The organism is Pseudomonas sp. FP2300, from assembly GCF_030687595.1.
Taxonomy (GTDB): Bacteria; Pseudomonadota; Gammaproteobacteria; order Pseudomonadales; family Pseudomonadaceae; genus Aquipseudomonas; species Aquipseudomonas bijieensis.
Window position 1 is genome coordinate 6,554,329 of the sequence record NZ_CP117440.1, and the last position, 14,512, is coordinate 6,568,840.

Annotated in this window: 14 protein-coding genes; 7 read left to right on the plus strand and 7 right to left on the minus strand. The window is 61.5% G+C overall.

The window, feature by feature from the left end; genetic code table 11:
- Positions 1 to 95 precede the first annotated feature (95 nt).
- The 3 genes from rho to PSH86_RS29305 all read right to left on the minus strand — a co-directional run bounded on the left by rho (position 96) and on the right by PSH86_RS29305 (position 2,755).
- Complete coding sequence (rho, locus tag PSH86_RS29295; RefSeq protein WP_003206716.1) at positions 96 to 1,355, minus strand: transcription termination factor Rho; 1,260 nt, start codon at positions 1,353 to 1,355, stop codon at positions 96 to 98.
- A gap of 241 nt (positions 1,356 to 1,596) precedes the next feature.
- Positions 1,597 to 1,926: a thioredoxin TrxA gene (gene trxA / locus PSH86_RS29300; protein WP_003206727.1), complete on the minus strand. Its 330-nt coding sequence runs from the start codon at positions 1,924 to 1,926 to the stop codon at positions 1,597 to 1,599.
- 121 nt (positions 1,927 to 2,047) lie between these two features.
- Positions 2,048 to 2,755, minus strand: a complete 708-nt coding sequence (locus tag PSH86_RS29305) for a FadR/GntR family transcriptional regulator (RefSeq protein ID WP_109752596.1) — start codon at positions 2,753 to 2,755, stop codon at positions 2,048 to 2,050.
- A gap of 254 nt (positions 2,756 to 3,009) precedes the next feature.
- Between PSH86_RS29305 and PSH86_RS29310 the strand changes: the two genes are divergently transcribed.
- The 5 genes from PSH86_RS29310 (at position 3,010) to ppx (ending at position 7,632) form a co-directional block, all read left to right on the plus strand.
- Positions 3,010 to 3,795 carry a transporter substrate-binding domain-containing protein gene (locus PSH86_RS29310; protein ID WP_109752597.1) on the plus strand — a complete coding sequence of 262 codons (786 nt, stop codon included), beginning with the start codon at positions 3,010 to 3,012 and terminating at the stop codon, positions 3,793 to 3,795.
- A 21-nt stretch (positions 3,796 to 3,816) separates the two neighbouring features.
- Positions 3,817 to 4,497, plus strand: a complete 681-nt coding sequence (locus tag PSH86_RS29315) for an amino acid ABC transporter permease (RefSeq protein ID WP_305486706.1) — start codon at positions 3,817 to 3,819, stop codon at positions 4,495 to 4,497.
- Entirely contained in the window at positions 4,494 to 5,144 is a 651-nt protein-coding gene (locus PSH86_RS29320; protein WP_109752601.1) for an amino acid ABC transporter permease, read from the plus strand. The genes PSH86_RS29315 and PSH86_RS29320 overlap by 4 nt, the downstream gene beginning before the upstream one ends.
- A complete protein-coding gene (locus PSH86_RS29325) occupies positions 5,131 to 5,865 on the plus strand; it encodes an amino acid ABC transporter ATP-binding protein (protein WP_109752602.1) in 735 nt (244 codons plus the stop codon). The genes PSH86_RS29320 and PSH86_RS29325 overlap by 14 nt, the downstream gene beginning before the upstream one ends.
- Positions 5,866 to 6,129: 264 nt before the next feature.
- Complete coding sequence (ppx, locus tag PSH86_RS29330) at positions 6,130 to 7,632, plus strand: exopolyphosphatase (RefSeq protein WP_109752604.1); 1,503 nt, start codon at positions 6,130 to 6,132, stop codon at positions 7,630 to 7,632.
- Between the two features lie 146 nt (positions 7,633 to 7,778).
- Here ppx and ppk1 read toward each other — a convergent pair whose 3' ends face one another.
- Both ppk1 and hemB read right to left on the minus strand, forming a co-directional pair.
- Positions 7,779 to 9,995 carry a polyphosphate kinase 1 gene (gene ppk1, locus PSH86_RS29335; RefSeq protein WP_109752606.1) on the minus strand — a complete coding sequence of 739 codons (2,217 nt, stop codon included), beginning with the start codon at positions 9,993 to 9,995 and terminating at the stop codon, positions 7,779 to 7,781.
- A gap of 17 nt (positions 9,996 to 10,012) precedes the next feature.
- A complete protein-coding gene (gene hemB, locus PSH86_RS29340; RefSeq protein ID WP_116833721.1) occupies positions 10,013 to 11,026 on the minus strand; it encodes a porphobilinogen synthase in 1,014 nt (337 codons plus the stop codon).
- 205 nt (positions 11,027 to 11,231) lie between these two features.
- Between hemB and PSH86_RS29345 the strand changes: the two genes are divergently transcribed.
- Entirely contained in the window at positions 11,232 to 11,855 is a 624-nt protein-coding gene (locus PSH86_RS29345) for a DedA family protein (protein ID WP_003206742.1), read from the plus strand.
- Here PSH86_RS29345 and PSH86_RS29350 read toward each other — a convergent pair.
- Positions 11,836 to 13,071, minus strand: coding sequence for a sterol desaturase family protein (locus PSH86_RS29350; protein ID WP_163856214.1), 1,236 nt, complete (start codon positions 13,069 to 13,071; stop codon positions 11,836 to 11,838). The two genes, PSH86_RS29345 and PSH86_RS29350, sit on opposite strands and share 20 nt — an antisense overlap.
- A 123-nt stretch (positions 13,072 to 13,194) precedes the next feature.
- On the opposite strand from PSH86_RS29350, the gene elbB reads away from it, so the two are divergent.
- Positions 13,195 to 13,863 (plus strand): isoprenoid biosynthesis glyoxalase ElbB, encoded by a 669-nt coding sequence (gene elbB, locus PSH86_RS29355; protein ID WP_109752611.1) that lies wholly within the window; start codon positions 13,195 to 13,197, stop codon positions 13,861 to 13,863.
- Between the two features lie 125 nt (positions 13,864 to 13,988).
- Here the strand turns inward: elbB and PSH86_RS29360 are convergent, their stop codons facing one another.
- Positions 13,989 to 14,444 carry a YaiI/YqxD family protein gene (locus tag PSH86_RS29360; RefSeq protein ID WP_109752613.1) on the minus strand — a complete coding sequence of 152 codons (456 nt, stop codon included), beginning with the start codon at positions 14,442 to 14,444 and terminating at the stop codon, positions 13,989 to 13,991.
- Positions 14,445 to 14,512: the final 68 nt, after the last annotated feature.

Consider the following 14,512-nt stretch of genomic DNA (forward strand, 5'->3'; position numbering starts at 1 on the left):
GGGGGCCCGAGTTTAACGCCGCCCGTCCAGAATAGTGAATGCACAGATAGCAAAAAGCCGGGTTTCCCCGGCTCTTGCTGGCCTGTCTTGGCGATTTACTTGCGTTTCATCGACAGGAAGAACTCATCGTTGGTCTTGGTCGTCTTCAGCTTGTCGACCAGGAACTCGATGGCCGCGACTTCATCCATCGGATGCAGCAGCTTGCGCAGGATCCACATGCGCTGCAACTCGTCGTCGGCGGTCAGCAACTCTTCGCGGCGCGTACCGGAACGGTTGATGTTGATGGCCGGGAACACACGCTTCTCGGCAATACGGCGATCCAGAGGCAGCTCCATGTTGCCGGTGCCCTTGAATTCCTCGTAGATCACTTCGTCCATCTTCGAACCGGTTTCAACCAGCGCGGTGGCGATGATGGTCAGCGAACCGCCTTCCTCGATGTTCCGTGCGGCACCGAAGAAACGCTTCGGTTTTTCCAGCGCATGGGCATCGACACCACCGGTCAGCACCTTGCCGGAGCTCGGGATCACGGTGTTGTAGGCACGGGCCAGACGGGTGATGGAGTCCAGCAGGATCACCACGTCTTTCTTGTGCTCGACCAGGCGCTTGGCCTTCTCGATCACCATTTCGGCAACCTGCACGTGGCGGGTCGGCGGCTCGTCGAACGTCGAGGCGACCACTTCGCCGCGCACGGTGCGCTGCATCTCGGTCACTTCTTCCGGACGCTCGTCGATCAGCAGCACGATCAGGTGAACTTCAGGGTTGTTACGGGCGATGTTGGCCGCGATGTTCTGCAGCATGATCGTCTTGCCCGCCTTCGGCGGCGCCACGATCAGGCCGCGCTGGCCTTTGCCGATGGGTGCGCACAGGTCGATGACACGACCGGTGAGGTCTTCGGTGGAACCGTTGCCGGCTTCCATCTTCATGCGCACGGTCGGGAACAGCGGGGTCAGGTTCTCGAAGAGAATCTTGTTCTTCGCGTTTTCCGGACGGTCGAAGTTGATGGTGTCGACCTTGAGCAGCGCGAAGTAGCGCTCGCCTTCCTTCGGAGGGCGGATCTTGCCAACGATGGTGTCACCGGTGCGCAAGTTGAAGCGACGGATCTGGCTCGGCGAGACGTAGATATCGTCTGGGCCGGCAAGATAGGAAGCGTCTGCGGAGCGAAGGAAGCCGAAGCCGTCCTGGAGAATCTCCAGCACGCCATCACCGGAGATTTCCTCGCCGCTTTTCGCGTGCTTCTTGAGCAGGGAGAAAATCACGTCCTGCTTGCGCGAACGGGCCATATTTTCTATGCCCATCTGTTCGGCCAATTCGAGCAGTTCGGTAATCGGCTTTTGCTTGAGTTCAGTCAGATTCATATAGGAATGACGTAATCATTTATGGAGGGGGGAAATTAAGCTTTTGGCTTAATGAGGCCGCGCCGCAGAGAAGGCGACAGGATCGCGTACTTATTCGAAAGGAGAGCGTCGGCGACGGCTTGCAGGGGGCAATGGAGAAACCAGTGCGGGGCCGAATGTACCACCTGGGTTTGCAAGCGTCTAGCCCCGAATAACGAAAAAGCCCCGCGATTTGCGGGGCTTTTTCAGTGGCATTCGGCGCTTAGATGTTGGCGTCGAGGAAAGCAGCCAGTTGCGACTTCGACAGCGCACCCACTTTGGTGGCTTCGACGTTGCCGTTCTTGAACAGCATCAGGGTCGGGATACCACGCACGCCGTGCTTGGCCGGAGTCTCCTGGTTTTCATCGATGTTCAGCTTGGCAACGGTCAACTTGCCTTTGTAGGTCTCGGCAATCTCGTCCAGGACCGGGGCGATCATTTTGCAGGGACCGCACCACTCAGCCCAATAGTCGACCAGTACCGCGCCTTCGGCCTTGAGTACGTCAGCCTCGAAGCTAGCGTCGCTAACGTGTTTGATCAGATCGCTGCTCATGGAAATCTCCGGGGTTGTCAGCAAAAAAACGTGGCCCATCATAGCGGCCCTTCCCAGGTTCAGGAAGCCGCAGTTGATTGAGTCTCGCTATGGCGGTCAATGGCGTTGGGTATCGCCGCCGTCACGAAGCAGTGGGGGCGACGAAGGAAATCCCGGTACGCAGCGCAGCGTTACGTACATGTTCCTGCATGGCTTTTTGCGCGGCGCCCGAAGCGCGACGGGCCAGGGCGCGAAGGATCTTGCGATGCTCCTGCCAGGTCTCCATCGCCCGCTCCGCCCTGATGAACGGTAGTTTCTGGCTTTCCAGGAAGATGTCGGCGCTGGCGGTGAGGATGCTCAGCATCGCCTGGTTGCCGCTGGCCAACAGGATCCGTCGATGAAATTCGAAATCCAGTCGTGCAGCGGCGTCGAAATCCCCGATCTTCAATTCCCGGCGCATGGCCTCGATATTGTCTTGCAGCGCGTCGAGCTCGTCGGCGCTCAGCGTTACCGCCGCCAACCCCGCCGCGAAGCCCTCCAGGGCGTAGCGCAACTGGAAGATATCCACCGGCGAGGCCTGGGCCGCGAAGGGCCAGCCCGGCGCCGATTCGTTGCGTGGAGCCTCCACCGGTGCCTGCACGAACACCCCCTTGCCCGGTTGCACGCTGATCATGCCCAGGGCACTCAGGGACGAAAGCGCTTCGCGCAACGACGCTCGACTCACGCCCAATTGCAACGCCAGATCCCGTTGCGACGGCAGCGCATCGCCCGGGCCGAAGCCTTCATCGACGATCAGTTTGCGGATGGCTTGCAGAGCCACTTCAGGAACGGCACGAGCGATGGAATTCATGATTTTTCAGACGAACCGGGCCAGTGAGCGACTAGTTGTAAAGCTATTCGTCGCGCCCGGCAAGTCGTGCCCCAGCAGGGTTCGGCGACAAATAGCGACGCCCGATAAAGGTGCGAAATGGGCCGGAACTGTTCAGACCAGTAAGACCGCTAAAAACCAGCAATTCCGTGGCTTTGGCTGAATAAAAGCTTGCTTGGCATGGCCTGTGCTCTGTCCGAACGCAGAAATCACATCACCGATTGCGGAGATTCGCCATGATTCAGCGTTGCAGCGCCCTGCTCACTGCCCTGTTTGCCAGCCTGATGCTCTGCCAGCTACCCGCCCACGCCGATGGCCTGGAAGACGTGGTCAAGCGTGGCACCCTCAAGGTCGCCGTGCCCCAGGACTTTCCGCCATTCGGCTCGGTGGGCCCGGACATGAAACCCCGCGGCCTGGACATCGACACTGCGAAGCTGCTGGCCGACCAGCTCAAGGTCAAGCTCGAACTGACGCCGGTCAACAGCACCAACCGCATCCCGTTCCTGACCACCGGCAAGGTCGACCTGGTGATTTCCAGCCTGGGCAAGAACCCGGAGCGTGAGAAGGTCATCGACTTTTCCAGCGCCTATGCGCCGTTCTACCTGGCCGTGTTCGGTCCGCCCGACGCGGCGATCAATGGCCTGGATGACCTCAAGGGCAAGACCATCAGCGTCACCCGTGGCGCCATCGAAGACATCGAGCTGACCAAGGTCGCCCCCGAAGGCGTCACCATCAAGCGCTTCGAAGACAACAACTCGACCATCGCCGCCTACCTGGCCGGCCAGGTCGACCTGATCGCCAGCGGCAACGTGGTGATGGTCGCCATCAGCGAACGCAACCCCAAGCGTGTCCCGGCACTGAAGGTGAAACTCAAGGACTCGCCCGTGTATGTGGGCGTGAACAAGAACGAGCCGGCGCTGCTGGACAAGGTCAACCAGATCCTGGCCACCGCCAAGTCCGACGGCAGCCTGGAGAAAAATTCCCAGACCTGGCTCAAGCAGCCGCTGCCGGCCGATCTCTGACCGTCGCTTGAGAGGCTGAGCATGGCTTATCAGTTCGATTTTCTGCCGGTGGTGCAAAACACCGAGCTGCTGTTGCGCGGCGCGCTGTTCACCCTGGAACTGACGGCCATCGGCGCGTTGCTCGGGGTCGGCCTGGGCATCGTCGGGGCCGTGGTGCGGGCGTGGAATATTCGCCCGTTCGCGGCGATCTTCGGCGTCTACGTGGAATTGATCCGCAACACGCCGTTCCTGGTGCAGCTGTTTTTCATCTTCTTCGGCTTGCCGTCCCTGGGCCTGCAGATTTCCGAATGGCAGGCCGCAGTGCTGGCGATGGTGATCAACCTCGGCGCCTACTCCACCGAGATCATCCGCGCCGGTATCCAGGCCATTCCGCGAGGGCAACTGGAAGCCGCCGCGGCCCTGGCGATGAGCCGCTTCGAAGCCTTCCGCCACGTGGTGCTGCTGCCCGCGCTGGGCAAAGTCTGGCCGGCCCTGAGCAGCCAGATCATCATCGTGATGCTCGGCTCGGCGGTCTGCTCGCAGATCGCCACCGAAGAGTTGAGCTTCGCCGCCAACTTCATTCAGTCGCGCAACTTCCGCGCCTTTGAAACCTATGCGCTGACCACGCTTATCTACTTGTGCATGGCACTGTTGATCCGCCAGTTCCTGAACTGGGTGGGTCGTCGCTGCCTGTACAGGAGCAGCACCGGGAGCCGCCCATGAGCGATTTCACTTTCTGGGACGTGGTGCGCAACCTGCTCACCGGCCTGCAATGGACCCTGGCACTGTCGCTGGTGGCGTTTATCGGCGGCGGTGTGATCGGCCTGCTGATCATGGTGTTGCGCATTTCCAAGCGCGCCCTGCCCCGCAACATCGCCCGTACCTACATCGAGCTGTTCCAAGGCACGCCGTTGTTGATGCAACTGTTCCTGGTGTTCTTCGGCGTGGCCCTGGCCGGGGTGGAGATTTCCCCGTGGATGGCGGCGGCGATTGCCTTGACGCTGTTTACCAGCGCCTACCTGGCGGAGATCTGGCGCGGTTGTGTCGACTCGATTTCCAACGGCCAGTGGGAAGCTTCGGCGAGCCTGGCCCTCAATCCGCTGGAACAGTTGCGCTACGTGATCCTGCCCCAGGCCCTGCGCATCGCCGTGGCGCCGACCGTGGGCTTTTCGGTGCAAGTGGTCAAGGGCACCGCGGTGACCTCGATCATTGGCTTTACCGAACTGACCAAGACCGGCGGCATGCTCGCCAACGCCACGTTCGAGCCGTTCATGGTGTATGGCCTGGTCGCCCTGGGTTACTTCCTGCTCTGCTACCCCTTGTCCCTCAGTGCGCGCTACCTGGAAAGGAGACTGCATGCCTCTGCTTAGAATTACCGCCCTGCATAAATACTATGGTGATCACCACGTGCTCAAAGGCATCGACCTGAGTGTCGAGGAAGGCCAGGTGGTGGCGATCATCGGCCGCAGCGGCTCGGGCAAATCCACCTTGCTGCGCACCCTCAATGGCCTGGAATCGATCAACGACGGCGTGATCGAAGTCGACGGCGAATACCTCGATGCCGCCCGCGCCGACCTGCGCAGCCTGCGACAGAAAGTCGGGATGGTGTTCCAGCAGTTCAACCTGTTCCCGCACCTGACCGTCGGCGAGAACGTGATGCTCGCGCCGCAGGTTGTACAAAAAGTGCCCAAGGCCAAGGCCGCCGAGCTGGCTCGGCAGATGCTGGAACGGGTCGGCCTCGGCGAAAAGTTCGATGCTTTCCCGGAGCGCTTGTCCGGCGGCCAGCAGCAACGGGTCGCGATTGCCCGCGCGCTGGCCATGTCGCCGAAAGTGCTGCTGTGCGACGAAATCACCTCGGCCCTGGACCCGGAACTGGTCAATGAGGTGCTCAGCGTGGTGCGGCAACTGGCCAAGGAAGGCATGACCCTGATCATGGTCACCCATGAAATGCGTTTCGCCCGGGAAGTGGGCGACAAACTGGTGTTCATGCACCAGGGCAAGGTGCATGAGGTGGGCGATCCCAAGGTGCTGTTCGCCAATCCGCAGACGGCGGAGCTGGCAAACTTTATCGGGACGGTGGAACACGCCTGATCTTCGCTGCCTAAAGAGGCTCCTGTGGCGAGGGAGCTTGCTCCCGCTCGATTGCGCAGCAATCGCAGGATCTGCCCGCCCATGTATTTCTGGTGTACCGGGTTGATTGGTTTTGGGGCTGCTGCGCAGCCCAGCGGGAGCAAGCTCCCTCGCCACTAAGCCCCCCCTGCAAGCTGCTCTGGCTCAAGGGTTTGGATCAGGCGCGTTGGCGTAAGCGGTCGATCGTGGCAGGATGGCGAGGTTATCGACCGAGACTTTTTGCCCATGCCGCCATCCCAAGCCAAGAATCTGTCCCTGATCGCTGCCATAGACCTGGGCTCCAACAGCTTCCACATGGTCGTCGCCAAGGCCCAGAACGGGGAAATCCGCATTCTTGAGCGACTCGGCGAGAAGGTCCAACTGGCCGCTGGTATCGACGAAGAGCGCAAGCTGAGCGAAGAATCCATCCAGCGCGGGCTCGATTGTCTCAAGCGGTTCGCCCAACTGATCAACGGTATGCCCCTGGGCGCGGTGCGGATCGTGGGCACCAACGCTCTGCGCGAGGCGCGCAACCGTGGCGAGTTCATCCGTCGCGCCGAAGAAATCCTTGGCCATCCGGTGGAAGTCATCTCCGGTCGTGAAGAAGCCCGCCTGATCTACCTCGGCGTTTCCCACACCCTGGCCGACACCCCCGGCAAGCGCCTGGTGGCGGACATCGGCGGCGGCAGTACCGAATTCATCATCGGCCAGCGCTTCGAGCCGCTGCTGCGCGAAAGCTTGCAGATGGGCTGCGTCAGCTACACCCAGCGCTATTTCCGCGACGGCAAGATCACTCCGGCTCGCTATGCCCAGGCCTATACGGCGGCGCGCCTGGAAATCATGAGCATCGAACACGCCCTGCACCGCCTGACCTGGGATGAGGCCATCGGCTCCTCGGGGACCATTCGCGCCATTGGCCTGGCACTCAAGGCCGGCGGACATGGCAGCGGCGAAGTCAATGCCGAGGGCCTGGCCTGGCTCAAGCGCCGACTGTTCAAGCTCGGCGATGTGGACAAGATCGATTTCGAAGGCATCAAGCCCGACCGCCGGGCGATTTTCCCGGCGGGCCTGGCGATTCTGGAAGCGATTTTCGACGCCCTCGAACTGCAACGCATGGACCACTGTGAGGGTGCCCTGCGCGAAGGCGTGCTGTATGACCTACTGGGGCGTCATCACCACGAAGACGTCCGTGAGCGCACCCTGGGTTCGCTCATGGAACGCTATCACGTCGATCAGGAACAGGCGGTACGGGTCGAGCGCAAGGCGTTGCATGCCTTCGACCAGGTGGCCGATGACTGGGATCTGAACGACGGAGTCTGGCGCGAACTGCTGGGCTGGGCCGCCAAAGTGCATGAAGTGGGCCTGGACATCGCTCACTATCACTACCACAAGCACGGCGCCTACCTGATCGAGCACTCGGACCTGGCCGGTTTCTCCCGGGAAGACCAGCAAATGCTCGCGCTGCTGGTACGCGGCCATCGACGCAACATTCCCAAGGATAAATTTGCCGAGTTCGGCGATGACGGCATCAAGCTGATTCGCCTGTGCGTGCTGCTGCGCTTCGCGATCCTGTTCCACCACATTCGTGGCACCCAGGAAATGCCGCAGGTTGTCTTGCGGGCCGATGGCGATGAGTTGGATGTGCTGTTTCCTGAAGGCTGGCTGGAAGAAAACCAACTGACCCAGGCCGACTTCGCCCAGGAAGCCGACTGGCTGACCCGGGTTGGGATTGTGCTGAACATCCACTGAATCCAGCAACAACACCTGCCCCTGTGGCGAGGGAGCTTGCTCCCGCTGGAGGGCGAAGCCCTCCCAAGACTTGGGGCTGCTTCGCAACCCAGCGGGAGCAAGCTCCCTCGCCACAAAAGCTGAGCCCTGCCCCCCTTCCACCGTTTTTAACGAACCGCCAACACCGGGCTGCTCAAGCGCTCCAGCAAGGTCGCCTGGGCACTGCGCGGGTTCTGGTTGCCGGTCGGCGTGTTGCGGATGTAACGACCATCCGACTGCAAACTCCAGCTGTGGGTGTTGTCAGTGAGGTAGCTTTCCAGCTCTTTCTTGACCCGCAGGATCAGCTTCTTGCCTTCCACCGGGAAGCAGGTCTCGACCCGCTTGTCGAGGTTGCGTTCCATCCAGTCGGCGCTGGACAGGAACATCTGTTCCTCGCCGCCATTGAGGAAGTAGAACACCCGGGTATGTTCCAGGAAGCGGCCGATGATCGAGCGCACATGGATGTTATGGGAAACCCCCGGGATGCCCGGCCGCAGGCAGCACATGCCACGCACCACCAGGTCGATGCGTACGCCCGACTGGCTGGCCTTGTACAACGCACGGATGATCTTCGGATCGGTCAGCGAGTTGAACTTGGCAATGATGTGGGCCGGCTTGCCGTCCAGGGCGAACTGCGTCTCCCGGGCGATCATGTCGAGCATGCCCTTTTTCAGGGTGAATGGCGCATGCAGGAGTTTCTTCATGCGCAGGGTCTTGCCCATGCCGATCAACTGGCTGAACAGCTTGCCGACGTCTTCGCACAAGGCATCGTCGGAAGTCAGCAGGCTGTAGTCGGTATACAGGCGGGCGTTGGCGGCGTGGTAGTTACCGGTGCCCAAGTGGGCGTAACGCACGATTTCACCGGCTTCACGGCGCAGGATGAGCATCATCTTGGCGTGGGTCTTGAAGCCGACCACACCGTAGATCACCACCGCGCCGGCCGCTTGCAGGCGGCTGGCCAGTTGCAGGTTGGACTCTTCATCGAAGCGCGCGCGCAATTCGATCACCGCGGTGACTTCCTTGCCGTTTCGTGCCGCGTCCACCAGGGCGTCGACGATTTCCGAGTTGGCACCGCTGCGGTACAGGGTCTGGCGCACCGCCAGGACGTGTGGATCCTTGGCGGCCTGGCGCAGCAGGTCGACCACCGGCGTGAACGACTCGAACGGGTGCAGCAGCAGGATGTCCTGCTTGCTGATCACGCTGAAAATGTTCTCGCTGTTTTGCAACAGTTTCGGGATCTGCGGCGTGAACGGCAGGTATTGCAGTTCAGGATGGCTGTCCAGGCCGGTGATGCTGAACAACCGGGTCAGGTTGACCGGGCCATTGACCTGATACAGCTCGGTCTCATGCAGGTTGAACTGCTTGAGCAGGTAGTCGGACAGGTGTTTCGGGCAGGTGTCGGCCACCTCCAGGCGCACCGCGTCACCGTAGCGACGGGAGAACAGCTCGCCACGCAGGGCACGGGCCAGGTCTTCGACGTCCTCGGTGTCCACCGACAGGTCGGCGTTACGGGTCAGGCGGAACTGGTAGCAACCCTTGACCTTCATGCCCTGGAACAGGTCATCGGCGTGGGCGTGGATCATCGACGACAGGAACACATAATTGTCGCCAGGACCGCCGACGTCTTCCGGCACGCGGATGATGCGCGGCAGCAGGCGTGGCGCCGGGATGATCGCCAAACCGGAATCGCGACCGAAGGCGTCGATGCCTTCCAGCTCGACGATGAAGTTCAGGCTCTTGTTCACCAGCAGCGGGAACGGGTGCGTCGGGTCGAGGCCGATCGGCGTGATGATCGGCGCGATCTCGTCGCGGAAATAGCGGCGCACCCAGGTCTTGATCTTGGTGTTCCAGTTGCGGCGGCGGATGAAGCGCACCTGGTGCTTTTCCAGCTCCGGCAGCAGGATGTCGTTGAGGATCGCGTACTGACGGTCCACATGGCCGTGGACCAGTTCGCTGATGCGCGCCAGGGCCTGGTGCGGCTGCAAGCCGTCGGCGCCAGCCTGTTCACGGGCGAAGGTGATCTGCTTCTTCAGGCCGGCGACACGAATCTCGAAAAACTCATCCAGGTTGCTGGAAAAGATCAGCAGGAATTTCAGCCGTTCCAGCAGCGGGTAGGACTCGTCCAGCGCCTGTTCCAGCACGCGGATGTTGAACTGCAGTTGCGACAGCTCGCGATGGATGTACAGGCTGCTGTCATCCAGGTTGGGAATGACAATCGCCGGGGCCGGGGCAGGCTCGATGACGGCCGGTGGAGCAGGCTCCATCTCCGGCGGCGTCTCGGCTATTTGCTCGACCACGGGTTGAGCGTCTTTTACGGCAACTTCGGAGAGTCCTTCGGTATTCATCGCAAGTTCCTGGGAGGCTATTTCTGCTCTCGTAACAATTGGGCGGCGCGCACGGCAAAGTAAGTCAGGATGCCATCAGCGCCTGCGCGTTTGAAAGCGGTCAAGGACTCCAGGATCACCCCTTCGCCCAACCAGCCGTTCTGGATCGCGGCCATGTGCATCGCGTACTCGCCGCTGACCTGATAAACAAAGGTCGGTACTTTGAATTCGTCTTTGACCCGGCAAAGAATGTCGAGATAAGGCATGCCCGGCTTGACCATGACCATGTCTGCCCCTTCTGACAAGTCAGCCGCCACTTCGTGCAAGGCTTCCTGACTGTTGGCCGGGTCCATCTGATAAGAGGCCTTGTTGGCCTTGCCCAGGTTCAGGGCCGAGCCGACCGCGTCGCGGAACGGGCCGTAATAGGCGCTGGCGTACTTGGCCGAGTAGGCCATGATCCGCACATTGACGTGACCGGCCACCTCGAGGGCTTCGCGGATCGCCTGGATGCGTCCGTCCATCATGTCCGACGGCGCTACCACCTGGGCACCGGCCTCGGCGTGGGACAGGGCCTGCCTGACCAATGCATCGACGGTAATGTCGTTCTGCACATAGCCTTCTTCATCGAGGATGCCGTCCTGCCCGTGGGTGGTGAACGGGTCCAGCGCCACATCGGTAATCACCCCCAGCTCGGGGAAGCGCGCGCGCAGGGCACGGGTCGCGCGTTGGGCGATGCCCTCGGGGTTCCAGGCCTCGGCGGCGTCCAGAGACTTGAGCGTCGGGGGCGTGACCGGGAACAGCGCCAGCGCCGGAATGCCCAGCTCGACCCAGTGGGCGGCTTCTTCGAGCAGCAGATCGATGGTCAGGCGCTCCACCCCCGGCATCGACGCCACCGCTTCGCGACGGTTCTCACCGTCCAGCACGAACACCGGCAGGATCAAGTCATTGGTCGTCAGCACGCTTTCACGTACCAGCCGACGAGAGAACTCATCACGGCGGTTGCGACGCAGGCGGGTGGCAGGGAACAGACGATTGGCGGGGGTAAAGCTCACGGCAGACTCCTGAGCCCGTGCTGACGGGCGAGCGTGACAGTTATAAGCGCCCATTATGACGAAGACATTACAGTTATGTGCACCTGCGTCCTGTCGTCGCAGTTATTGTCTTTGTAGGAATTGTTCACGTCGAGACACATTTCGATACTTTCCTGAATGTGCCTGAAGGGTTAGGCTGCGCGTTCATTTCGCCAGCACCCAGACAATGCTCCAACAATTTCTGCACGACTTCGGCTACTTGGCCCTGTTTATCGGCACGTTCTTCGAAGGCGAAACCATCCTCGTGCTCGCAGGTTTTCTGGCGTTCCGTGGCTATATGGACATCAACCTGGTGGTGGTCGTGGCGTTCTGCGGCAGCTACGCGGGCGATCAGCTGTGGTATTTCCTGGGCCGCAAGCACGGCCGCAAACTCTTGGCGCGCAAGCCGCGCTGGCAGTTGATGGGCGATCGTGCGCTGGAGCATATCCGCCGACATCCGGACATCTGGGTCCTGAGCTTTCGCTTCGTCTATGGCCTGCGCACGGTGATGCCGGTGGCGATCGGCCTGTCAGGCTATCCGCCGGGCCGCTACCTGTTGCTCAACGGCATCGGTGCGGCGATCTGGGCCACGGCGTTGGCCGCTGCCGCGTACCATTTCGGCGCGGTGCTCGAAGGCATGCTGGGCAGCATCAAGAAGTATGAGTTGTGGGTACTCGGCGCGCTGCTGGTGCTGGGCCTGGTCCTGTGGCTGCGCCGACGCATCAAGAATGCCCGGCTGGCCAGGAAAGTCCTCGAAGCCGAACGCCTGGAACAAGCCCGGTCCGGCGAACCTACGACGCCCACCGAGTAAACCGGGCGCGGCAGCAATACAGCCCGATACCGCTGAGCAGGCTGTAGCTGAGCAGCCCGACCCACGCCACGGGGCTGGCCGGCCACAACCCGGCCAGTGGCGCCAGGCACACCAGCGGCAGGTTCGAGGCCAGCCGCAATAGCTCCAGCCTCAGCGCCCACGGGCGATTCTCCAGGGCCACGCCCAACACGAACAGACCGAACGCCACCGCGCCCCAACCCAACACCAGAGCGGCAACCGGCAGGCTGGTTTCAAGATTCATCAAATAACTGCCCAGGGCAATGTAGGCGCAGAACTGCAGCGCCACGTACCACTGCTGGCGTGCGTCCAATGGCACTTCGAATTTGCGGAACTGGCTCAGGTCCGGCTTGTTCAGCGGGTACTTGGCCGCGACGTCCGCCGGACGCCAACCGGTGGGCATGAACCAGATCCGCAGCTTGTCCCACCAACGCCCGGCCCGCCGCGCATCGGCCCACAGTTGCGCATAGAACTGCAGGTTGGCCCACAACGGATTCCAACTGGCCAGCGGCGTGGTCACGCCAAAAACCACCGGCTCGTTGTCGTCTTCTTCCTGGAAGGTGCCAAACAGACGGTCCCAAATAATGAACACCCCGCCGTAATTGCGATCCATGTAGAGAGGGTTCTGTGCATGGTGGGCGCGATGATTGGACGGCGTAACGAAGCACCACTCCAACCAGCCGAGCTTGGGAATGTGCTGGGTGTGGACCCAGAACTGGTACAGCAGATTCAACGCCGCGACGCTGACGAAGACCATCAGCGGCACGCCCAGTACGGCAAGCGGGACGTAGAAGATCCAGCTCAGCAGGAAGCCGGTGCTGGTCTGGCGCAGCGCGGTGGAAAGGTTGTAGTCCTCGCTCTGGTGGTGCACCGAATGGGCGGCCCAGAGGATGTTGCGTTCGTGACCCATGCGGTGCAGCCAGTAATAGCAGAAGTCGTAGGAGACGAAAGCCATCACCCAGACCCAGGCCTGGTCGGCGGGCAATTCAATCACCGCCAAGTGTTCGAGCGCGAAGGCGTAGGTCACCAACCCCACACCCTTGGTCAGCAAACCGGTGGTGGTCGACAGCACGCCGGTGCTCAAGCTGTTGATCGCGTCTGCCACGCGGTAGTGGCTCACGCCCCGCCAGCGATCTGCCAGCAACTCGACGGCGATCAGCACGAAGAAGAACGGCACGGCATACAGGATGAAGTTCATGACGCAACCCGGGCATGCAAGACAGGGAGACAATCGGCAGATTAGGTGTAGCTGGCCGATCCCCCTATGGCAACGAGTGACAAATTAGTAGACATTTAACGCCATGAATCTGGAGAAAAGCCCATGAGCAAAAAAATTGCAGTGATCCTTTCCGGCTGTGGCGTGTATGACGGCGCCGAGATCCACGAAAGCGTGATCACCTTGCTGCGCCTCGATCAGCGCGGGGCACAGGTCCAGTGCTTCGCTCCAAACATTGCCCAATTGCATGTGATCAATCACCTGACCGGCGAGGAAATGCCCGAGAGCCGCAACGTGCTGGTGGAATCGGCACGGATCGCCCGTGGCAACGTCAAGGATTTGCGTGAAGCCCGGGTCGAGGACTTCGACGCCCTGATCGTACCCGGTGGTTTTGGCTCGGCGAAAAACCTCTCCAACTTTGCCGTCGAAGGCCCAGGCTGCACCGTCCAACCAGAGGTCCTGGCCTTGACCGAGGCCTTTGCCGAGGCGGGCAAACCGGTCGGGCTGATCTGCATCTCCCCGGCCCTGGCGGCAAAGATCTACGGCCCGGGGGTGACCTGCACCATCGGCAACGACCCGGACACGGCGGCAGCCGTGGGCAAAATGGGCGGCACTCATGAAGACTGCGCGGTGACCGACATCGTCGAAGACCGCGCGCGCAAACTGGTCAGCACCCCGGCCTACATGCTGGCGCAGAACATCAGCGAAGCGGCCTCGGGCATCAACAAGCTGGTGGACCGGGTGCTGGAACTGACGCACGAGAACGACGCCTGACACCGCCGACTCTTTCCTGTGGGAGCGAGCCTGTTCGCGATAGCGCCGGCACAGGCAACATGTTGATTGGCTGATCCACCGCCATCGCGAGCAGGCTCGCTCCCACAGGGGGTTATGCGCAGGGTTTATGGCATTCGGGCCAAACGCGTCAGGATCCGATCCAGCGCATTGGCAAACCCCTGCTTGTCCCGCTCGCTGTACGCTGCCGGGCCGCCGCCCACGTGGCCCTGTTCACGTAAATCGGTGAACAGGTTGCGCACCGCCAGCCGCTCGCCCATGTTCTGGGCATCGAACTCCTTGCCTCGCGGATCCAGGGCCGCGACGCCCTTCTTCACCAACCGATCGGCCAAGGGCACATCACTGCAGATCACCAGTTCACCCGGCTCGGCATGCTCCACCAGGTAATCGTCCGCCGCATCAGGGCCGCTGGGAACCACGATCAGTTTCACGCAGGCCAGGGCCGGCTTGATCTGCGGTTGACCGGCCACCAGCACCACGTCGAACCGGCGCTTGAGGGCAAACTTGACCACCAATTCCTTCGCGGCCTTGGGGCAGGCGTCGGCGTCGATCCATACGCGCATTGAATGGTTTCCTCTAGATTAAAAGCATCGCGGGCAAGCCTTGCTCCCACAAGCCTTGCTCCCATAGC